Raw genomic sequence first — 20273 nt, 5'->3', positions numbered from 1 at the left:
CAACGCGTGGCTTTGGAAGGGCTTGGGCTTGTGGTTTATTTGGCCAGCGCCGCGAAATACGCTTTCTCGATCTCGGCGGCCATGACATCGGCTCCGAAGCGTGCCTCCAGATCGGCGCGATCGGGCATCAGTTTTCGATAGGCGGCGGGATCGGCCAGCGCTTCGGCCATCTTGTCGGAAAGCTGCAACGGATCAGGTCTGATCAGGGCAGGGGAATCGGCGCCGAAGATCTCCGGTATGCCGCCAACGGCCGTGGCGATCATCGGTTTTCCTGCCGCCAACGTCTCGAGCACGACATACGGCAATGCTTCGGCGCGCGAAGGAACGACGACCAGCGCGGCCAGCGCAAAGGCATCCCTGGCCGGCATCGGCGGCAGGAAACGCACATTGCCGTCAAGCCCGAGCCGCCTCACTTGCGCGCGGTACCGAGGCAGGTTGTCGCCGTCGCCCACCATGACCGCGCCCAGCGGGCGTCCGAGCCGTGTCCCGGCAAGGGCCAGCGCGTCGATGAAGATGTCGGGTCCCTTGAGGTCACGCATCATGCCGATGTAGAGCAGGTCCACCATTCCGGGCTTCTCCGGAACGGGGTCGAACTCAGCCGCGCGCAGGCCATTGTAGATCAGCGCGTTCGGAATGGGCGGCTCGCCGACCTTCCTGCGATAGGTGCGTCGCTCATAGTCCGAGACGAACAGCAGACAGTCGGTGAAGTGAGCCATGGATCGCTCGAGCGCGAAGAACAGCTTTCCCGTGAACGTGCTCTCGTCATAGTGGAGAGAACCGCCATGCGGCGAATAAAGGCGGGCTACGCGAGACCTTGATACCCGCAACAGTGAGCCGAACAGACGGGCATAGGCGCCACCCTTGGCGCCGTGCCCGTGCAGCACGTCCGGCCGCAATTCCTTGATGATTCCGTAGGTGCGCCAGGCCGAGGCGAGATCGCCCAGTCCGACATGGCGCTGCATCGGCGTGCGATGGATGCCGAGCGCCAGCATGGCCTTCATCCGCTCGAACAGGCGCTCCTCGTATTCCCCGCCTGTGGTCGAATCGCACACGACGCCGACCGAATGGCCGGCGGCGACCTGAGCTTCCGCGAGGTCCCGCACATGCCGAAAGATCCCGCCGACAGGTGAACGAAAGCAATGGACGATCCTGAGTTTGTCCGCCACGTGTGTTCGTCAGAACAGACGTTCACGCACATAGACAGTATCTCCGGGCAGCAGCGGGTCTGACGTGACAACCCGGCCGGTCATCACCTTGCCGTTGATATCTCGGGTGATGTCGACGCTTTCCTGGTTGGCGCGCGGCGTGAAGCCGCCGGCAATGGCGACGGCTTTCTGAACGGTGAGGCCGGGCACATAGGAATACTGGCCGGCGGCGCCCACTTCGCCCATGACGAAGATAGGCCTGTAGCGGTCGATCTCGACGGAAACATCGGGATCGCGCAGATAGCCTTGGCGCAGTTTGTCGGCGATTTCCTTTTCCATCTGCTGGGCGGTGTGGCCGCGGGCCGGCACGGCGCCGACCAGCGGGAAGGAGAGATATCCGGACTGGTCGACACTATAGGTGTTGGTCAGCCCGTCCTGCTCGAACACGGTGACGCGGACGCGGTCACCGGCGCCCAGGCGATAGGGTTGATCGAGCACCTCGTGGAAGGCGGCCGGCGTCGGCCGGTAGCTGGAGCAGCCAGCAAGCATCGACACGGCAAGCAGCGCGCGAAAGAGGGAAGCAGTGCTTTTCATGACAGGACACATACCTTCGACTGGCCGCTGCGGCGGCGCAGCAAACATCTGAGAGCGCGTCCGTTATCGTCCTGTTAGGGTTAATGGCCGGTAAAGGGCGCGATCGATACGGCATCGATCGGCAGGAGTTTTATAATTTTGACGGTTTTGCTTGGCGCCTGCCAGTAAGCCCTGACGGAAGCTTCCTGTGATCTTAACGGCTGAGTTACCATAGTTGTTTACGGTGCATGCGATCCGTATCGGAGTAGGATGCATGTCCGTTCAGTCCACGGCCGCAGACGTTGACGTCGATCTCAGGCAGCTCTTTGCCAGCCTGGCGAGGAACTGGCTGCGAATATTGGTCGTCTCCCTGGTGGTTACCGGGTTGGCGTTTGCGCTCGCTTCGCTGGCAACCAAGCACTACAAGGCCCAGACGCAGGTTCAGATCGATACGCGTGAATCCGTCTACACGCGCCCGGCCGGCAGCAATGACAGCGACAAGCCTATCCTCGATGAGCAAGGCGTCGCCACCCAGGTCCAGATCATTTCGTCCAACGAAATCCTCAAGCAGGTAGCGCAGAAGCTTGATCTGTCGCGATTGCACGAATTCGACGAAACTGTCGATATGTCGCCTCTCAACCGCCTGCTGATCCTGGTGGGGTTGAAGAACGATCCCATGGATATTCCGGTCGACGAACGCGTCCTGAAGAAGATGCGCGAGAAGCTCAACGTCTATGGCGTCGAAAAGACGCGTATCATCGCCATCGAGTTCTCCTCGGAAGATCCCAAGCTCGCGGCTGCTATCCCCGATGCCATTGCCGCCGCCTACATTGCCGGGCAGGGCGCGGCCAAGCTCGAATCCAACACCGCCGCGGCGGACTTCCTGGCTCCCGAGATCGCCGATCTGCAGAAGCAGGTCAGGGATGCCGAGGCCAAGGTCGCCGCCTATCGCGCCCAGTCGGACCTTCTGGTGGGCGGCAACAATTCTGTGCTCGCCACCCAACAACTGGCCGAACTGTCGACCGAATTGTCGCGGGTGCGGGCCAACCGCGCCGCCGCCGAGGGCACCGCCGACAGCGTGCGCAAGGCGCTGCAGAATGGCGGCTCGCTGGATTCGCTGCCCGAGGTGCTGTCATCCGATCTGATCCAGCGCTTGCGCGAACGGCAGGTCGAACTGCGCGCTAACATCGCCGACCTGTCGACGACGCTGCTCGACAATCATCCGCGCATTCGCGCGGCAAAATCACAGCTGGCCGATCTCGACGCGCAGATCCGCAGCGAAGCTCAGAAGGTGATGAAGGGGCTGGCTATGCAGGCCGATGCCGCCAAGTCACGTGAGAGCCAGCTCGTCGCCGACGTCAACACGCTGAAGGCGGCTTCCGCGGAGGCAGGCGAACAGCAGGTCGGTCTCGATGCGCTGCAGCGTGACGCTGCCGCCAAGCGCCAGCAGCTCGAACTTTACCTGACCAACTACCGCGAGGCGGCTTCGCGCCAGGATCGCAATTACGTGCCGGTCGACGCGCGTGTCATCTCGAAGGCCGTAGTGCCTTCCGAGGCCTACTTCCCCAAGATCGGGCCGATCGTCGGTGCTGCTTTTGCCGCCTCGCTTTTGCTCATGTCGGTGTTCACGCTGCTGCGCGAACTCTTTTCCGGCCGCGCCATGCGCCCGGCCAGCGGCGCTCGCTTCGAGCCGATCGACGAGGTGGCGATGCCGGTCGCGGCCAGGGAAACGACGATCATTCCAGAGTCCGGGCCTGAGCACCACGCTGAGAAAGCGGTGGAACCGGAGATGATGGTGGAACCGGATCTGCCCTCGCCGGCGGAATCTGCCATAGAGGTCGAACCCGCCGCCGGCGCACCGGTCGCCGAAACCGTCCCTGTTGCCGAGGCCGTCCCGGTCGCCAAAACCAGGCCGCGTTCGGTGCTGGGCGAGATCGACGTTGAAAAAGCGGCGGAAAAGCTGATCGCAAGCGGCGCCGCGCGCGCCATCTTCGTGTCGCCGGAAGGTGACGAGGCGGCCGCGTCCGCGATCCTGGTGGCGCGCGAGGTCTCCGACGCCGGCCTGCGTGTGCTGCTGCTCGATCTCACGGCTTCCGGCGCCGCCTCGCGACCGATGCTCGACAGCGGACTGTTCCCGGGCATCACCAATCTGCTCGCGTCGCAGGCGCAGTTCAGCGAAGTCATCCACCCCGACCTCTATTCCGACTGCCATGTCATTCCTGTCGGCACCGCCGATCCGGTTCGCGCCATGCGCGCCGCCGACCGGCTGCCGATCATCATGCAATCGCTGACCACCGCCTATGACCTGGTGGTAGTCGAATGCGGTCCCGCCGACGCCCGAGGCATCAGCCGTCTGGGTGGCGATGCGACCGAGGTGTTCCTCTCCATGCTGGAGCCGGATGATGAGGTGACGCAGGCCGCCGTCAAGCTTATCGAGAATGGCTATCCGGAGTTGACGCTGGTGACCCCGCTCGGCCACGAACCGCCGGGCACCCCGGTGCCGGGAAGGCGCTCGGCGGCTTGAGTCCGATGAGCGGCGCTTGTGGTCATCACGTTGGAAGGTGGGCGGGTTAGCTACCGTCCTCGGCGGGCGCCGGCGCCTGGCCAGCGGCCTTGCGACGCAGCAGCTTGGTCAGCTTCCAGATCGTCGGACTGTTCTTGACGACGGCTTTCAGCCTGGCGCTTTGCCGCAGCCCCAGCGCCAGTGCCCGGCCTTTCGACGTCAGCGGAACCAGCACCTCGAAGTGCTGCGTTTCGATATCGCACCATAAACGCTTGTACGGCTCGTCGCCGACCGAGAAATCATAGACGTCGAAACCCGCCTCGCAGGCTTCCTGGATATTGTCGAAGAACAGGAAGTCGCCGGGGCTGGTGTGGGCGAGGTCATCCTCGGCGATCGCGCCGAACTCGCAGATCAGCCGTTTGCCCGAGCGGCTCGATCCGGTCACGGCGCGAAGCTTGCCGGCGACCTCGAGCCCGTGCAGCACGAAGGAGGGCTTATCCTCGGCAAGCGCCTCGGTGAACAGAGCACGGAAGAACGCGCGCACTTGATTGTCGCCGAAGACGTTGGCGATGCCCATCCTGCGGAAGCGGGATTCCTTCATCTCGAAAAAGCCGTCGAGCAGCCGGCCGACCTCGTCCACGGTCCGCGCCTCGATGCGCCGATGGCTGCCGATGGCCTCGAACTTGCGCGTCTGCGAGCGGTGCTTCTTGCGTTTGCGCTTTCCGTTTGCGCGAGAGAGCAGTGCATCGAAACCGCCGACCAGGTCGACGGCGAGCGACAGGTTCGGGCTGTCGAAATAATCGAACGAGGCGAGTGGGTTGGCTACGCCATCGAGGTCGGGCAGCAGGCGTTCGAAGGCGACGAGATCGATGTCGGGGCGAGCCTCGGCTATGGCCGCCAGGGTCGAACGAATAGCCGCACTGTCCGCCCTGGCAAGCCATTGCGGGTCGGCGGCGACGAAATTGCCATTGGCGTGGCGGCCGCCCATGAAGCGCGCAACGCGGAACGGCCCACGGCCGACGACCTCCAGCGCCAGTGCGAAAACCGGTCTGCCTTCGCAATTCAGCATCGCCACGACCGGGTCCGGCTCGACCTGCGCGGCCCAGTTGCGGACCCAAACCGCACTCTGCGCCGGCGCGAACACGGCGGAGCGGCAGAACGCGGCATAGGCCGCGAGCCCATCGGCGGAAGCGGTGGAAACCGACAGCCCAGCCGGCTCTATTGGCGGCACACTGGGCGAGGCTTCGATTGCCGCCAGGCGATTGCCGTCAAATGACGCGGCCGCGTCAACCATACCTCAATCCTTAGGGCGTATTGCTGCCGATTTGGGGGCGCTCAGGCGTATCCGTGCTTGGTTCAGCCTAGGCGCAAAAGGTGAAGGAATGATCGACGGCGGGGAGGCAATCCGAAAGCTGGCGCTCAACGTCGCCCGCTATACCGGCCTCGCACCGCTGGCCAAGCCGCTGGTCGGCGGTATTGGCGCCATCCTCATGCTGCACCGCGTTACGGCAAAGCCCGAAAAGCCCGACAGCGTCAACCGTCATCTCAACATTGCGCCCGGCTTCCTCGACGCCATGATCGCCGGCCTGAAGGCGGATGGCTACGCCTTCGTCTCGATTGACGAGGCGGTGGAGCGTATCGCGGCGCGCGGCAAGGGCGGCCAGTTCGCCGCCATCACCGCCGACGACGCCTATCGCGACAACATGACCGAGGCCTTGCCGGTGCTGGAAAAGCACGGCGCGCCGATCACCATCTATGTGGCTCCGGGGCTTATCAACGGCACTGCGGATCTGTGGTGGGACGTGGTCGAGGATCTCGTCAACGCGGGCGATCGCCTGACCCTGACGACGTCCGAAGGGAAAACGACGATCGACTGCACCAGCCCGGCCAAAAAGCTCCAGGCCATCGCACGGCTGCACACCTATCTCACCAGCGAGGTTCGCGAGGAGGACCTGCGCGCCGTGCTGCGCGAACTGGCGCATGCGAACGGCGTCGACGCCGGCCGGCCGCGCGTCGACACGCTGATGACTTGGTCGGAGATCCGCGCGATCGCAGCGCATCCGCTCGTAACGATCGGTGCTCATACGATCAATCACAGCAATCTGAAGCGGCTTTCAGAAGCCGACGCGCGGCACGAAATCGTCGGGGTGAAGTCCATCCTGCGAGCCGAGCTGGGCGAGGAGCCGCGCCATTTCGCCTATCCCTACGGCTATGCCAGCGCCGTCGGCTGCCGCGAAGTGGGCTTTGTCCGCGATGCCGGCTACACCTCGGCCGTGACCACCCGTCATGGCGTGCTGCGCGCCGAACACGCCGGCTTCCTGCACGCATTGCCGCGCATCTCGGTCAACGGCCGTTATCAGAACCTCGCCCACATCCGCACCATGCTGTCTGGCGTGACGACGCCGCTCGCCAACGCCGGAAGGATGGTGGTCACCATCTGAGGCCGGCCGGCAACGGTTCAGCGCTTGGGCCGAGGCTCCAGCATCAGCCATTTGATGATGCCCATGGCCGGCAGCACCCAGAGCAGGCCGCTTAGCAGGAAGAACAGGAAATGCGTCCACGGGCCCGCCTCGGACAGCCGGGCGACCGCGAAGATCGATGCGACCAGCGCGTAGATGATGACAAGCGCCACCAGCAGGAACATTCCGATCAGCTTTTTCAGGCGCACGGGCATGGTTGGCCTCCTGGAGCCGGGGTAAAGTGCGGCCCAGCTCAATGTGTCGGCTTCGCCATAGGCCTTGACGCGAAGCTGTGCAACCCGACAGACGCGGCGCGACGGCGTGCCGCGCCGCCCGGTCTTGCATGCGGGAGTGCGATGGTCCACCAATCCGCGACTTCAACCTGCCGGGATAAATCCATGGCCGCCATTACTGCCGCGCCTTACGAGGCGCGTGACCGCGATCTGCACAACCGCGCGCTGGTGCGCGGCTGGCTCTACGTGGTGCTTCTGGTGCTGTTCGCGCTGGTGCTGGTCGGCGGCGCCACAAGGCTCACCGAGTCCGGCCTGTCGATCACCGAGTGGCAGCCGATCCACGGCGTCATCCCGCCGCTCAACGACGCCGAATGGCAAGAGGAATTCCAGCGTTATCAGCAGATCCCGCAATATGCCGAGCTCAACAAGGGCATGAGCATCGAGGCATTCAAGTCGATCTTCTGGTGGGAGTGGGCGCATCGTCTCCTGGCGCGCAGCGTCGGCCTGGTCTTCGCCTTGCCGCTGCTGTTCTTCTGGGCGGCGCGCCGCATCGAGCGCGGACTGGGGCCGAAGCTGGTCGGCATCCTGCTTCTCGGCGGTCTGCAGGGCGCCATCGGCTGGTGGATGGTTGCCTCGGGTCTGGTCGACCGCGTCTCGGTCAGCCAATACCGGCTCGCCACCCATTTGACGCTTGCCGCCCTGATCTTCACGGCGACCATGGTCGTCGCGCGCGGCCTGGCGCCGCATTCGGAACCTGCGGCCGATCGTTCGACCCAGAAACTGGCTGGTTTCATAGTGCTTCTGGCGCTGATCCAGATCTATCTCGGCGGTCTGGTCGCCGGGCTCCACGCTGGCCTGAGCTACAACACCTGGCCGCTGATGGACGGCAAGATCATTCCCGGCGATCTGCTGATCCTGGAGCCGGCATGGCGCAATTTCTTCGAAAGCCCCAAGACGGTGCAGTTCGTGCACCGGATCGGCGCCTACACGGTGTTCGTCGTCGCCCTGTGGCACATGATCGCCACGCGTCGCCGTCTGCCCGGTTCAACGCATGCTCGTCGCGCGACGCTGTTGTTTGCCCTGGTGCTGGTGCAGGCCTCCGTCGGCATCGGCACGCTGTTGATGCATGTGCCGCTGCACATGGCGCTGATCCACCAGGGATTCGCGTTGATCGTGCTGGGGTTCGCCGCCGCGCATTGGCGCGGCACCAAGGGCGCATATCCCTTGCCCCACGAGATCGCCCTCGGACGCTGAGTCTCTCCGGTCACATCCAGAACGTTCGACTGCGCCATCGTCTTGTCGCCGTCGAATTCCGCCTGACGCAAGGCGGCACGGATCAGAAGCCGAGCCGTACCGTTCGGATCGCTGCTGCGACCGACAGTTCGCGGTTCTCCTCGATCGCGTTGTCGTCCTCATGGTGCCAGGAAGCCGACAGGCAGCCATAGGCGATGGCGTGATCCAGTATTGCCGCCGGCGTCTGGCTCAGCGTTCGCGCAAAGACTTCAGCCATCCCGGCAATCCGTGGGGGATCGAGACAAAGGTCGTCGCGATCAAGAGGATTGTAGAACATGTTCGCGGCATCGAATCCCGGGTCGCCGAGAACGCTCTTCGGATCTATCGCCAGCCAGCCGCGTGCTCCGTGCATGATGTTGTCGTGATGGAGGTCGCCATGCAGCGGCCTGACATCATGCGGACCACCCAGCAGCCGGTCGGCGATTTCCGCCGCTTCGACATAAAGGCTGTTCCGGCCAACGACACGGTCGGCCTCCGCTTTCTTGAACAGGCTGGAAAATCGTTCCCGAAGCGGCTGCAGGTCGGGCGGAGCGGGGTGATCCGATGGCGAAAACAGCTTTGCCATCACCTCCGCCGCGATTTCCGTGGCGGCCAAATCTCCCTGCTCGGCAAGAACATGCGACAGCATGGTCTCCCCGGCATATTCGAGCAACATGGAATGCCCGTCGCGGCCCAGCAGCCGCACGGCGCCTTCGCCGCGCCGCCAGGCAAGGAAATGCTCGCCGCGCAACTCGTCTGCGACGCCATCGAATGGCTTCAGCGCCTTGACGATCGCCGGCGAGCCGTCCTCGCGCCGCACCTTCCAGATGCGGCTCGAAAAGGTCTCGGCGATGAGCTCGGGCGCGCTGATCTTCCAACGGTCCGGAAATGCCGGTGCCGCCATCAGAGGCCGAGCATCAGGTCCATGTTCTGTACGGCAGCCCCCGATGCCCCTTTGCCGAGATTGTCGTAAACGGCGAGCAGCAGGGCCTGCGCGCGCTTGTCATTGGCAAAGACGTAGAGCTTCATTCGGTTGGTGCCATTGTAGATTTCCGGATCGATCTCCGGAATGCGCTCCACATGCGCATAGGGCGCCACTTCGACCACGCCGCCCTTGATGGCGGCGAAATGGTCGGCGATGGCTGCATGGAGTTCCGCACCGGTCGGCACATGGTCGAGGCCACCGAGCTGCAGCGGCACCACCGTGATCATGCCTTGCGCGAAATTGCCCACCGCTGGCTGCATGATCGGATCGTGCGACAGTTTCGCATAGGCCCTGAGCTCCGGCACGTGCTTGTGCTGGAGGGTGAGCCCGTAGGGCAGGAATTCAGAGGCGTCCTCGCCCTTGGCGACATAGTCCTCGATCATCGGGCGGCCGCCGCCCGAATAACCCGAGATGCCGTTGACTGTGACCGGGAAATCCGCAGGCAGCAGGCCGGCGGCGACCAGCGGCCGCAGCGTCGCGATCGGTCCCTGCGGCCAGCAGCCGGGATTGGCGACGCGTTTCGCCGCCCCGATCTTCTTCGCCTGCTCCTTGTCCATCTCGGCAAAGCCATATTCCCAGCCTTGCGCTACGCGATGCGCGGTCGAAGCATCGATGACCCTGGTGGTCTCGTTGGAGATCAGCGACACGCTCTCCTTCGCCGCATCGTCCGGCAGGCACAGGATCGCAACGTCGGCGGCATTGAGGAATTCGGCTCGCGCCGCCGTTTCCTTGCGGCGCTCGGCGGGAATTGAAATGATCTCCAGGTCGCCGCGCTCGGCAAGCAGCGCCCGGATTTGGAGACCGGTGGTGCCGTGCTCGCCGTCGATGAAGATTTTCGGTTTCATTGGCTGATCAAATTCCCTGATATCGAAAACTATATGCCGTTGCCTTGGTTCACCGCGGCACCGTTGTGGCTGCCGTTGTTCAGCTCTTCGAGCCGTGCTTTCCGCTCGGCCAGCAGGCCGAGATACTGCATGGCGATCATCGAGCCGGCAATCGCCGTTATATCGGCGTGATCGTAGGCCGGCGCAACCTCCACGACATCGGCCCCGACAATATCGATCTGGTTGAGCTGGCGCAGCGTCGACAGGATCTTTGCAGAGGACGGCCCGCCGGCGACCGGCGTGCCGGTGCCGGGTGCATAGGCGGGATCAAGGCAGTCGATATCAAAGGTGAGATAGGTCTTCTTGCCGCCCGTCCTGTCGACGATGGCGTAGGCGATGTCGGATGCACGCATCTCCTCGATCTCGTGACCGTAGAGGATCTTGATGCCGAACGTGTCGGGCGCGTGGGTGCGGATGCCGATCTGGATCGAGCGGTCGGGATCGATAATGCCTTCCTTGACCGCGCGGCCGACGAAGGATCCATGGTCGATGCGTTTGCCGTCATCCTCCCAGGTATCCTGGTGCGCATCGAACTGCACCAGAGCGAGCGGGCCATGGATTGCGGCATGTGCCTTGAGCAGGGGCCAGGTGACGAAATGGTCGCCGCCCAGCGACAGCAGGAAGGCACCTGACTTCAGGATCTTGGCCGCCTCGCGTTCGATCGTCCCCGGCGTCTTCTGGTGGTTGCCGGTATCAAGCAGACAATCGCCATAGTCGACCACCGCGAGGTGCTCGAACAGATCGCGCGAAAAGGGATATTGCGGATCGTTGTCGAGGATTGCCGAGGCGCGGCGGATCGCCTGCGGCCCGAAACGCGCGCCGGGCCGATTGGTGACGGCGGCATCAAAAGGGATGCCCCAAACCACAGCGTCCGCGCCCTTCACATCCTTCGTGTATTTGCGTCGCATGAACGACAGCGCGCCGGCATAGGTCGGCTCCAGCGAAGCGCCCGTCTTCGAGCGGGCTGTGAAGGCATGGTCGATGTTCTTGTTCGCCATTACGGATCCTTGGTTTTCATCGGGGTGCAACAACTACAGAACCGGCACGCAACATGCCAGTCACAGCTTGGGGAAACGAAACGGCGCGGGCGCGGTGCCGCCGCGAGACAGGATTGTATCATCATGACGCAGACCGCGTTTCTTGATTCTCCCCATGGCGCGGCGTCGATCCAGTCCGGCACGGTGGCGGGTGAGCGGTTCCCGGTTCTCGATTCGTGGCGCGGCATCTGCGCCCTGCTGGTGGCGCTGTTCCACTTCCCGACCGCTTCGACGATCTCGCAAAGCGCCTTTGTCGGTTCGTCCTATCTGTTTGTCGACTTCTTCTTCGTTCTCTCCGGTTTCGTCATCGCCAGCTCCTATGGCTGGCGGCTGAACCAGCCGCGGGAGGTCGCACGCTTTGCGCTGGTGCGCTTCGGCCGCATCTATCCGCTGCACTTTCTCATGCTCGCCGCTTTTGCCGGATTCGAGCTGCTGCGGCTGATGCTGCCGCAGGTGCATGGCGCCGGTGCCGCTCCCTTCACCGGCGGCTTCAGCCTCGAGAGCCTGCTTAGCAATCTGCTGCTGCTCCAGGGGGTCGGCTTCGATGACCAATTGACTTGGAATGCGCCAAGCTGGAGCATTTCGGCGGAGTTCTTCGCCTACCTGTTGTTCGCGGGAGTGGTCTTCACCGCCGGGGCACGCGCCTGGGTGTGGTTCGTCGCCGCCGCCATCACCGCGCCTCTGTTTCTGCTTGGCTTCTCGACCCACCATATGGATGTGTCCTTCGATTTCGGCTTCATACGCTGCCTGTACGGCTTCTCGCTCGGCGCCTTGCTTGCCTCGTTCCAGCATGATTCCATTGCAGGCGCGCGACAGGCGCTTGCCCGGACCGGCCCGTTGCTGAGCTGGACCCTTGCCGAAATCGTCATGGCGGCTGTCATTGTGCTTTTCGTCGCACTGGCGGGCGACAATGATGCCGGGATCGCAGCACCGCTGGTGTTTGCACTGGCATTGTTTCTCTTTGCTCATGAGGGGGGCTGGATCAGTGTCTTTCTGAGAACCCCACTCATTCTGACGCTCGGCGCGCTGTCCTACTCGATCTACATGGTCCACATCTTCGTCCAGGCGCGCATGATCAATGTCGCCGGCCTGGTCGAGCGCAAGCTCGGCCTCGGTCTTGTCGGCGACATCGTCTTGCGCGGAGAGCCGGCGACCGGCTTCGGCGCCGGCTGGGCGGGGGACGTTGCGATCCTCGTCATGCTCCTTGCCACGATAGGTGTCTCCTGGATTACCTGGCGTTTCGTCGAGATGCCTGCGATGGCCTGGTTCCGCCGACTGTCGAAACGCATCTGAGGCGACATATCGCTGGCAACCGCTAGCCGGCTTCGTTCACCTAGATGTCACGGGCATCGCCTATTCCCGGTTCGATCCGGAATGGAGCGATTCTCGATGCGGACCTTCTGGCCGAGCCTTCTGTTTTCCGTCACGCTGGCGGCTTCCGCCAGCCAGTCAATGGCGGGCGAAACCCGTGCGAGGCAGATCCTCGACCGCTTCGAACATGCCAATCAGTGGCGCGACCACGTCATGGTGGCCGCGCATCGCGCCGGCAGCATGCAGACCGGCAAGAGGCTGTATGCGGAAAATTCGCTCGCCGCCGTCGAAGGCTCGATCGCGATCGGCGCCGAGATCGTCGAGGTCGACATCCGGCGCTCGAAGGACGGCGAGTTCGTCGTCATGCATGACAGCTGGCTTGATCGCACCACGACCTGCAAGGGTGAGGTGGTTAAGTACACGCTGGCCGAACTGGAGAGCTGCCGGCTGGTGATCGAAGGCACGGGCGCCGTCACCGACGAGACAGTCTCGACGCTGCGCGAGATGCTGCTGGCGACCCGGGACAAGATCCTCATCAATCTCGACAACAAGCTCGAGGTTGGGGACCTGGCGGGTATGGTCGCGGTGGCGCGAGATCTCGGCATGGCCGACCAGGTCATCGTCAAGGAAAACCTGTGGAGCCAGACCAGGATCGCTACGGTGAAGGCTGCCATGGAAGCGGTCGGCAGCGGCTTCCAGTTCATGCCGATCATCGCCGACGACGCAGTGCATGACGCCGGTTTCGTCGCGACGGTCGACCATGCTTTTGCGCCGCGCGCGATCGAGCTGATCAACTGGCGCGCCGGCGCGGAGACGTTGACCGAGACTGGCGGAGCGCTGTTCAGCACGCGCATGCGCGCGGCCGCGGTGAGGGGCGACTGGCACATCTGGGCCGACACCTACGCCATCGTCAACAAGCCCGGCGGCTTCCTTGCCGGCGGTCGGGGCGATGAACTGGCGGTTCAGGCCAGCCTGCCGCGTGAAGCCTGGGGCTTCTGGGCCGATCGCGGCGCCACAATCATCCAGACCGATGAGCCGAAGGCGGCGATAGGCTGGCTGGCAGCAAATGGGTTTCGCGTGCCCTATGCGGGGACGGGCGAACGCGTCGAACCTGCCGCGACCGCCAGCATCAATTGATTTGCCGCGGCTGAAGTTCCGGCCTGGTTGTCGCAGGCCGGCGCCTGCTGACGCAACGGTGTCAGGGGAAACCCGTTATCCATGGGCATGCCCGATACCATCGTTATCAAGCGCCCTGCCGCCTATGCCGCCACCGTTGCTGCGACCAGCCTCGGCTTCGTGGTCGTGCAGCTCGATGTCTCCATCGTCAACGTCGCGCTGAACAGGATCGGTACTGGGCTGTCGATGGGGGTCGGCGGCCTGCAATGGGTCGTCGACGCCTACACGCTTGCCTTCGCCTCGCTGCTGCTCGCCGGCGGCGCCCTCGGCGACAGGGTCGGCGCTCGCCGCGTTTTCGTTGGCGGCATGGCGCTGTTCAGCATTGCTTCGCTGGCTTGCGGCCTGGCTCAGAGTGCCTGGTTGCTGATTGCGGCGCGCGCTGCACAAGGCGCGGGTGCCGCCTTGCTGATGCCGTGTTCGCTGGCACTCCTCAATCGCGCCTACGCATCCGACAAGGCGCGCCGGGCACGCGCCGTTGGGCTGTGGACGGCGGCGGGCGGCATCGCGCTGTCGGCAGGGCCGGTGCTCGGCGGCTTCATGGTCGCGTCGCTTGGCTGGGCCAGCATCTTTCTGGTCAACCTGCCCATTGGCGCTCTCGCCATCTGGATGGCTTATCGGTTTCTGCAGGAAACGCCGCTCAAGGCCGAGCGGCCGCCGATCGACTGGGTGGGGCAGGGACTTGTCGTGCTGGCGCTGTTTTCGCTGACCGGCGCCTTTATCGAAACCGGTTCATCGGGCTGGACCTCGATGCCGGTCATCGGCGGACTGGTATTGGCGGCGGTGGCCGCAAGCCTGTTCCTGCTGGTCGAGAGCCGGACGAGGGCGCCGATGTTTCCGCTCGGTCTCTTTGCCAGCCGCGTGCCGGCTGTGACGAGCCTCGTGGGACTGGCCGTCAACCTGACGCTCTATGGCACGATCTTCATGCTCAGCCTGTATTTCCAGCAGGAAAGGCATTTTTCTCCCGAAATGACAGGGCTGGCCTTCCTGCCGTTCATGGCGGCAGTCACCCTGTCGAACATTGCCGCCGGGCGCATTGCCGCAAATCATGGCCCACGATCGCCCATGGCGATTGGCCTGTTCGTCGGGGCAGCCGGTTTCGGACTGATGGCGCTGATCCAGGCCGATACGTCCTACCTGTCGCTGCTGTGGCGCCTGCTGTTCCTGCCGGTCGGCATTGGTCTTGCCGTACCGGCCATGACCACCGCGCTGTTGTCTTCCATGCCGGCGGAGATGTCGGGAACGGCATCGGGCGTGCTCAACACCGTGCGCCAGTCGGGTGGCGCGATCGGGGTGGCGCTGTTCGGATCCGCCTTGGCGCTGGGCACGATCGAGGGCATGCAACTGGCATTCCTGGCCTCGGCGCTCGCGGTGGCCGGCTCGGCACTTTGCGCGTTCCTGTTCATCCGCGACGCCGACCATTCCGCTCAATAGTGATGCGCAACGCAAAAAGGCCGCCCGGAGGCGGCCTTTCGGTTGTGAAGCTGCGATGCGCTTAGCGCTTCGAGAACTGGAACGAACGACGGGCCTTCGCCTTGCCGTACTTCTTGCGCTCGACGACGCGGCTGTCGCGGGTCAGGAAGCCGCCCTTTTTGAGCACGGCACGCAGCGCCGGCTCGTAATAGGTCAGCGCCTTGGAGATGCCGTGACGCACAGCGCCGGCCTGGCCCGAAAGGCCGCCGCCGATGACCGTGGCGACGATGTCGTACTGGCCCGAGCGGTTGGCGGCGATGATCGGCTGGTTGAGGATCATCTGCAGGACCGGACGCGCGAAATAGGTCGCGAATTCCTTGTCGTTGACGACGATCTTGCCCGAACCTGGCTTCACCCAAACACGCGCGATGGCGTTCTTGCGCTTGCCGGTGGCATACGCGCGGCCCGACTTGTCGAGCTTCTGGACATGGACGGGTGCCGCGGCCTGCGTATTGGTGTTGCCGGTGGCGGCGCCCAGTTCTGCGAGCGAGGAAAGCTCAGCCATCTTATGCGACCTTCTTGTTCTTGGAATTCAGCTTGGCCACGTCGAGGACTTCTGGCTGCTGGGCGACATGCGGATGCTCGGCGCCTGCATAGACGCGCAGGTTCTTCATCTGGCGACGGCCGAGCGGGCCACGCGGAACCATGCGCTCAACGGCTTTCTCGACGACACGCTCGGGGAAACGGCCTTCGAGCAGTTGGCGCGCGGTGCGCTCCTTGATGCCGCCGGGGTGCCCAGTGTGCCAATAATAGACCTTGTCGGTGAACTTCTTGCCGGTGAACACCACCTTGTCGGCATTGATGACGATGACATTGTCGCCGTCGTCGACATGCGGGGTGAAGGTCGGCTTGTGCTTGCCGCGAAGATGATTGGCGATAACGGTGGCGAGACGGCCGACGACGAGACCTTCGGCGTCGATCAGGATCCACTTTTTCACCACATCCGCAGGCTTCTGCGAAAAGGTTGTCATGTTTTCTGCTTTCGGTTCGGACCTTCCCCAATCCACAAACGATAAGGAAGGCGTTTCTTGTTGCTTGGATTGGCGAAAAGCGCTTGCCCGCCGCCAATAACAAAACGGCGGCCTTTGCGGGCCGCTGCTTCGTGAGGGCTTATAGGGGAGAAGGGTAGCCCTCGTCAAGCATCATTGGGAGTCAACGAAAACGAAAAACCGTTAAATTTCAAGGGCTAAGCTATGTGGTATTATTTTACAACACGGCCTACCGCCAAAACGGCTGGTATTTCGCTCACCGCCGGCCACTCGTCACTGCAAGCAGGAGTCTGATGCCGACGGCGACCATAATGGCTCCGGCTAGCCTTCCCTGCCACACGACGAAGCTGCTTCGGCGCGACAGCCAGCCGCCGACCGCGCCGGAGGTCAGCGCGATGGCGCCGAGGACAACCATTCCCATCATCTTCATAGTCGTGCCGAGAATGACGAACTGCAACGCCGCTGGACCGGCCCAAGGGTGAACGAATTGCGGCAGCATCGCTAACATGAAGGCAAGCGTCGTCGGATTGGTGAGATTGCAGATCATGCCCTGCCGGAAAGCGGCAGCAGTGCCACCGGTGTTGGCAAAGGCAGAGGTACGACTTTCATCCTGCCGGCGCGCCAACAGGAATTTGACCCCGATGGCGATCAGATAGATGGCGCCGACGATTTGGAGAAAGCTGTAAAGAGGCGGCGAGGATGTGATCAGCGTGGCAAGTCCCATCGCAAGTAATGGAATTTGTACGACGCCGGCCGATACGCAGCCTGTCGCGGCCGCCAGCGCGTGGCGCCAGCCCTGTCCGACGCCGCGACTGATCACAAGCATCATATCGGGCCCGACGCCGGAAAGCTGGTAGGCAAGCACGGCGCCGAGAAAGGCAAGGTATGTGGCCAGATCGGGCATGCCGCAAAACGGACGTGTCGATCGGGAGTTCCGGCCAGGATGCCGGATCGGCCTTCTCCGTGTCAGCGTTTCGGCGGGATCGAATAGGTTCCGGTGGCGTGCGCCACTGTCTGCCCCTCCGGGCCGGCGACGATGTCGATGTCGAAGACCATCAGGTTCTTTCCGAGCTTCAGGATGCGGCAATGGCCATCGATCGGTCCCGCTTCGGCCTTGCGGACGAAATTGATGTTCAGATTGGTGGTGACCGAGAGCGCATCCGGCCCGGCATGGCTGAGCACGCAGACATAGCCGCCAATGTCGGCCAGCGTGAACAAGGCGGGGCCGGACACCGTACCGCCGGGACGCAAATGCCGTTCGCCGGCATTAAGCCGCACGGTGCAGCCGCCGGGAAACACGTCGGTTGCCTCAAAGGCCGGGCCCTTTTCGTTAAGCTGCGGAAACACGGTCTCCATCAGCGCATTGACCTGGGCTGCTGTCAGCACCGGCTCGAGCTTGGTCTGGGCGGGCATTTCGGTCCTCATTCTGCGCCAAGCCTGTATGGGCGAAGCGGCGCGTTTCTGGCAACACCTTCATCCTACTGGCGCAAGCGATACGGTGTTGATGAAACCCCAGCCGATATTAGATACGCTGCCAGCGGAATGGAATCGCGGAGACCTTAGCCATGGCCGAAATCCTTGCCATCAAGCCTGTCGCAGTTGAAGGGCCGGTTGCGGCTAGCCGCGACGAGGGCGTGCTGCGCCTGACGCTTGCCAATCCCCCCGCGAACGCGCTTTCCCTGGCGGTGATGGCGGCGCTGACGGAGGAACTGGACCGTGCCAGGGCCGACAAGGCCGTTCGCGTCATAGTGCTGTCGGCGGCCGGAAAGGTATTCTGCGCCGGCCACGATCTGAAGGAGATGACAGCGCGCCGCGCCGACGCCGATCGCGGCAAGGCCTTCTTCGAAGAGACGTTTGCCGCCTGCGCTACGCTGATGCAGGCGATCGTGCGCCACCCCAAGCCGGTGATCGCCGAAGTGGATGGCCTTGCCACCGCCGCCGGCCTGCAGCTTGTCGCCAGTTGCGACCTCGCCATCGCCTCGCATGAGGCGACCTTCTGCACGCCGGGCGTCAATATCGGCCTGTTCTGCTCGACGCCGATGGTGGCGTTGTCTCGCAACGTCTCGCGCAAGCACGCCATGGAAATGCTCCTGACTGGCGAAACCATCGATGCCGCGACCGCCAAGGAGTTCGGCCTGGTCAACCGCGTCGTGCCGCGCGAGTACCTGAATCAGATTGTCAACAAATACGCCCAAACCATTGCTTCAAAATCATCTTCGGTGCTGAAGACCGGCAAGGAAGCGTTTTATGCGCAGGCCGAGATGGGGCTGGCGGATGCCTATGCCTATACCGGCCGGGTCATGGTCGAGAACATGCTGGCGCGTGACGCCCAGGAGGGCATCGGCGCCTTCATCGGCAAACGCAAGCCGGAATGGATCGACGAATAGGGACGAAAGTCATGGAGCCGCGCATCTCCATCATCACCATCGCCACCGACGATCTCGATCGTGCGGTGCGCTTCTACGAGACGATGGGCCTGAAGCGTCATGCCGGCATCACCGATGGCGTCGCCTTCTTCCAGATGGGTGGTGTTATACTCGGCCTGTTCCCGCGCGTCAGCGCCGAGGAGGATTCCGGCATCACCTTCGCCAAGGCGCCTTCCGCCGTCTATCTCGCCTACAACACCCGCTCCGATGCCGAAGTCGACGCGGTGCTTGCGATGGCTGAAGAGGCCGGCGGCCGCATCGTCAAGCCGGCAGGCCGTGCCTTCTGGGGCGGCTGGTACGGCTATTTCGCCGATGCCGACGGACATGTCTGGGAAGTGGCGCACAACCCGGCCTTTCCGATCGCGGAAGACGGTACGATCTCGCTGCCCGATTGATGGCTCACCGCAGGCAGCTGACGCGGCTCAAGGCGCCCTATCTCAAGCGCATTCTGCTCGATTCCGAGCGGGTGACCGATTGGGAAAAATACCCGTGGAACCTGCCGCTGTTTCGCGGTCACGCCTTCGAACTCGAATTCACCACACCAATTACCATCATCGTCGGTGAGAACGGCACCGGCAAATCGACATTGCTCGAGGCGATCGGCGCGCTCGCCGGTTACGACGAAGCCGGAGGCGGCAAGGGCTACCGGCCTGTCGACCATTCCGGCGCCATCGACAGGAGTGGTGCCGCGCTGGCAGATACCTTCCGTGGCCATTGGTTGCCAAAAGTCACCGCCGGCTGGTTCTTTCGCGCCGAATCCTTCTACTCGGTGGCTCGCTATCTTGACCAGGTGGCCCTGGAAGATCCGTTCAAGCCACCTCCGCCCGACTTTCTGTCCTGGTCGCATGGCGAAGGGTTCATCCGCTTCTTCGAGGAACGTTGCCGCAGGCAAGGCATCTACATCCTCGACGAGCCCGAAAGTGCGCTGTCTCCATCGCGCCAGATCGAACTTCTCAAGATGCTGCGGCGCATGGATCGGTCGGGCACTGCGCAAGTGATCATGGCGACGCATTCGCCGCTGCTGATGGCCTGTCCAGGCGCGCGGCTGTTCCGCATCAGCCGGTTCGGGCTAGATTCGACCGATTTTCGTGATACGGACCACTTCCGCATGATGCGCGATTTCAGCAGTGATCCTGATGGCTTTCTCGCCGAGGCGTTGTATGAGGACGAGCCATGAATCACGATAGCTATGACAACGCCTACATCGCCGGCATCCTCAATTCGGTGAAGACCATCGCCATGGTCGGCGCGTCCGCCAACGACGTTCGTCCAAGCTATTTCGTGTTGAAATACCTGCTGGCCAAGGGGTTTGAGGTGTTCCCCATCAATCCGGGCCATGCTGGCAAGGAGATACTCGGCCGTACGGTCTATGGCAGCCTTGCCGAGATTGCCCAGCCCATCGACATGGTCGACATCTTTCGCGCCTCGGCGGCGGTGGCCGGCGTTGTCGACCTGGTGCTGAAGCTCGATCCCCTGCCGAAAGTGATCTGGATGCAACTCGGCGTGCGCCACGACGAAGCCGCCGCACGCGCCGAAGCCGCCGGCGTCAAGGTGGTGATGAACCGCTGCCCCAAGATCGAATATGGCAAGCTGTCCGGCGAGATCGGCTGGACCGGGGTAAATTCCGGTGTGCTGTCGTCGAAGAAGCCGCTGATGCGGTCGGGATTCCAGAGTTTCGGCGTGCGGCAAAAATAGACAAGGGGAAGGCGCAAAATTATTCCGGCAGGAGCCGTATTTTCCTGCTGCCTGGTCGAAGATGACACGCCGAAGGGTATTTTCTTCTTTGCATTCGTGGTCGAGCTTGGCCAAG

Annotated in this window: 21 protein-coding genes; 10 read left to right on the top strand and 11 right to left on the bottom strand. The window is 63.3% G+C overall.

Features of this window, described 5'->3' with window-relative positions; genetic code table 11:
* Positions 1-35 precede the first annotated feature (35 nt).
* Positions 36-1166 carry a glycosyltransferase family 4 protein gene (locus tag FJ979_RS21305; RefSeq protein WP_140583464.1) on the bottom strand — a complete coding sequence of 377 codons (1131 nt, stop codon included), beginning with the start codon at positions 1164-1166 and terminating at the stop codon, positions 36-38.
* 9 nt (positions 1167-1175) lie between these two features.
* The gene (locus FJ979_RS21300) at positions 1176-1739 is read right to left on the bottom strand and encodes a polysaccharide biosynthesis/export family protein (RefSeq protein WP_140493982.1); all 564 of its coding nucleotides are present in this window, start codon (positions 1737-1739) and stop codon (positions 1176-1178) included.
* Between the two features lie 253 nt (positions 1740-1992).
* Here FJ979_RS21300 and FJ979_RS21295 point away from each other — a divergent pair, with 253 nt between their 5' ends.
* Positions 1993-4242 (top strand): exopolysaccharide transport family protein, encoded by a 2250-nt coding sequence (locus FJ979_RS21295; RefSeq protein ID WP_140583461.1) that lies wholly within the window; start codon positions 1993-1995, stop codon positions 4240-4242.
* A gap of 46 nt (positions 4243-4288) precedes the next feature.
* Here the strand turns inward: FJ979_RS21295 and FJ979_RS21290 are convergent, their stop codons facing one another.
* Positions 4289-5515, bottom strand: coding sequence for a GNAT family N-acetyltransferase (locus FJ979_RS21290; protein ID WP_140560588.1), 1227 nt, complete (start codon positions 5513-5515; stop codon positions 4289-4291).
* An 88-nt stretch (positions 5516-5603) separates the two neighbouring features.
* Here FJ979_RS21290 and FJ979_RS21285 point away from each other — a divergent pair, with 88 nt between their 5' ends.
* Positions 5604-6662, top strand: a complete 1059-nt coding sequence (locus FJ979_RS21285; RefSeq protein ID WP_140583458.1) for a polysaccharide deacetylase family protein — start codon at positions 5604-5606, stop codon at positions 6660-6662.
* A 17-nt stretch (positions 6663-6679) separates the two neighbouring features.
* On the opposite strand, the gene FJ979_RS21280 is transcribed toward FJ979_RS21285, so the two are convergent.
* On the bottom strand, positions 6680-6895 hold the full coding sequence (locus FJ979_RS21280) for a DUF2842 domain-containing protein (RefSeq protein WP_140522178.1): 216 nt from the start codon (positions 6893-6895) through the stop codon (positions 6680-6682).
* 183 nt (positions 6896-7078) lie between these two features.
* On the opposite strand from FJ979_RS21280, the gene FJ979_RS21275 reads away from it, so the two are divergent.
* A complete protein-coding gene (locus tag FJ979_RS21275; RefSeq protein ID WP_140565223.1) occupies positions 7079-8167 on the top strand; it encodes a COX15/CtaA family protein in 1089 nt (362 codons plus the stop codon).
* Positions 8168-8249: 82 nt separating this feature from the next.
* Here FJ979_RS21275 and FJ979_RS21270 read toward each other — a convergent pair whose 3' ends face one another.
* The 3 genes from FJ979_RS21270 to speB are packed head-to-tail and all read right to left on the bottom strand — an operon-like array spanning position 8250 to position 11052.
* Complete coding sequence (locus FJ979_RS21270) at positions 8250-9092, bottom strand: aminoglycoside phosphotransferase family protein (RefSeq protein ID WP_210241477.1); 843 nt, start codon at positions 9090-9092, stop codon at positions 8250-8252.
* The gene (argC, locus tag FJ979_RS21265) at positions 9089-10015 is read right to left on the bottom strand and encodes an N-acetyl-gamma-glutamyl-phosphate reductase (RefSeq protein WP_140493968.1); all 927 of its coding nucleotides are present in this window, start codon (positions 10013-10015) and stop codon (positions 9089-9091) included. Before argC ends, FJ979_RS21270 begins: the two co-directional genes overlap by 4 nt.
* A gap of 29 nt (positions 10016-10044) precedes the next feature.
* A complete protein-coding gene (gene speB, locus FJ979_RS21260) occupies positions 10045-11052 on the bottom strand; it encodes an agmatinase (RefSeq protein WP_140493966.1) in 1008 nt (335 codons plus the stop codon).
* Positions 11053-11175: 123 nt separating this feature from the next.
* Here speB and FJ979_RS21255 point away from each other — a divergent pair, with 123 nt between their 5' ends.
* The 3 genes from FJ979_RS21255 to FJ979_RS21245 all read left to right on the top strand — a co-directional run bounded on the left by FJ979_RS21255 (position 11176) and on the right by FJ979_RS21245 (position 15009).
* The gene (locus FJ979_RS21255; protein WP_140583452.1) at positions 11176-12384 is read left to right on the top strand and encodes an acyltransferase; all 1209 of its coding nucleotides are present in this window, start codon (positions 11176-11178) and stop codon (positions 12382-12384) included.
* Positions 12385-12480: 96 nt separating this feature from the next.
* The gene (locus tag FJ979_RS21250; protein WP_140583449.1) at positions 12481-13539 is read left to right on the top strand and encodes a glycerophosphodiester phosphodiesterase family protein; all 1059 of its coding nucleotides are present in this window, start codon (positions 12481-12483) and stop codon (positions 13537-13539) included.
* 81 nt (positions 13540-13620) lie between these two features.
* Entirely contained in the window at positions 13621-15009 is a 1389-nt protein-coding gene (locus FJ979_RS21245; protein WP_224684444.1) for an MFS transporter, read from the top strand.
* Between the two features lie 61 nt (positions 15010-15070).
* Here the strand turns inward: FJ979_RS21245 and rpsI are convergent, their stop codons facing one another.
* The 4 genes from rpsI to FJ979_RS21225 form a co-directional block, all read right to left on the bottom strand.
* Complete coding sequence (gene rpsI / locus FJ979_RS21240) at positions 15071-15553, bottom strand: 30S ribosomal protein S9 (protein WP_140493960.1); 483 nt, start codon at positions 15551-15553, stop codon at positions 15071-15073.
* A 1-nt stretch (position 15554) separates the two neighbouring features.
* A complete protein-coding gene (gene rplM, locus FJ979_RS21235) occupies positions 15555-16019 on the bottom strand; it encodes a 50S ribosomal protein L13 (protein ID WP_010915638.1) in 465 nt (154 codons plus the stop codon).
* Positions 16020-16293: 274 nt separating this feature from the next.
* Positions 16294-16941: a LysE family translocator gene (locus FJ979_RS21230; protein WP_140521827.1), complete on the bottom strand. Its 648-nt coding sequence runs from the start codon at positions 16939-16941 to the stop codon at positions 16294-16296.
* Positions 16942-17003: 62 nt separating this feature from the next.
* On the bottom strand, positions 17004-17450 hold the full coding sequence (locus FJ979_RS21225) for a PaaI family thioesterase (protein WP_140583446.1): 447 nt from the start codon (positions 17448-17450) through the stop codon (positions 17004-17006).
* Positions 17451-17602: 152 nt separating this feature from the next.
* Here FJ979_RS21225 and FJ979_RS21220 point away from each other — a divergent pair, with 152 nt between their 5' ends.
* From FJ979_RS21220 to FJ979_RS21205, 4 genes are read left to right on the top strand one after another with little or no spacing between them, the layout of a single operon-like run.
* Entirely contained in the window at positions 17603-18424 is an 822-nt protein-coding gene (locus tag FJ979_RS21220; RefSeq protein WP_140583443.1) for an enoyl-CoA hydratase, read from the top strand.
* Positions 18425-18435: 11 nt separating this feature from the next.
* The gene (locus FJ979_RS21215) at positions 18436-18858 is read left to right on the top strand and encodes a VOC family protein (protein ID WP_140521831.1); all 423 of its coding nucleotides are present in this window, start codon (positions 18436-18438) and stop codon (positions 18856-18858) included.
* The gene (locus FJ979_RS21210; protein ID WP_140521833.1) at positions 18858-19640 is read left to right on the top strand and encodes an AAA family ATPase; all 783 of its coding nucleotides are present in this window, start codon (positions 18858-18860) and stop codon (positions 19638-19640) included. The genes FJ979_RS21215 and FJ979_RS21210 overlap by 1 nt, the downstream gene beginning before the upstream one ends.
* The gene (locus tag FJ979_RS21205) at positions 19637-20158 is read left to right on the top strand and encodes a CoA-binding protein (RefSeq protein ID WP_140583440.1); all 522 of its coding nucleotides are present in this window, start codon (positions 19637-19639) and stop codon (positions 20156-20158) included. Before FJ979_RS21210 ends, FJ979_RS21205 begins: the two co-directional genes overlap by 4 nt.
* The last annotated feature ends 115 nt before the right edge of the window (positions 20159-20273 follow it).

The sequence above is a fragment of the Mesorhizobium sp. B1-1-6 genome (assembly GCF_006443035.1).
In the GTDB taxonomy this organism is placed as follows: Bacteria; Pseudomonadota; Alphaproteobacteria; order Rhizobiales; family Rhizobiaceae; genus Mesorhizobium.
Note: the sequence above shows the minus strand (reverse complement) of the source record. Positions and strands in the feature narration are given on the sequence as shown.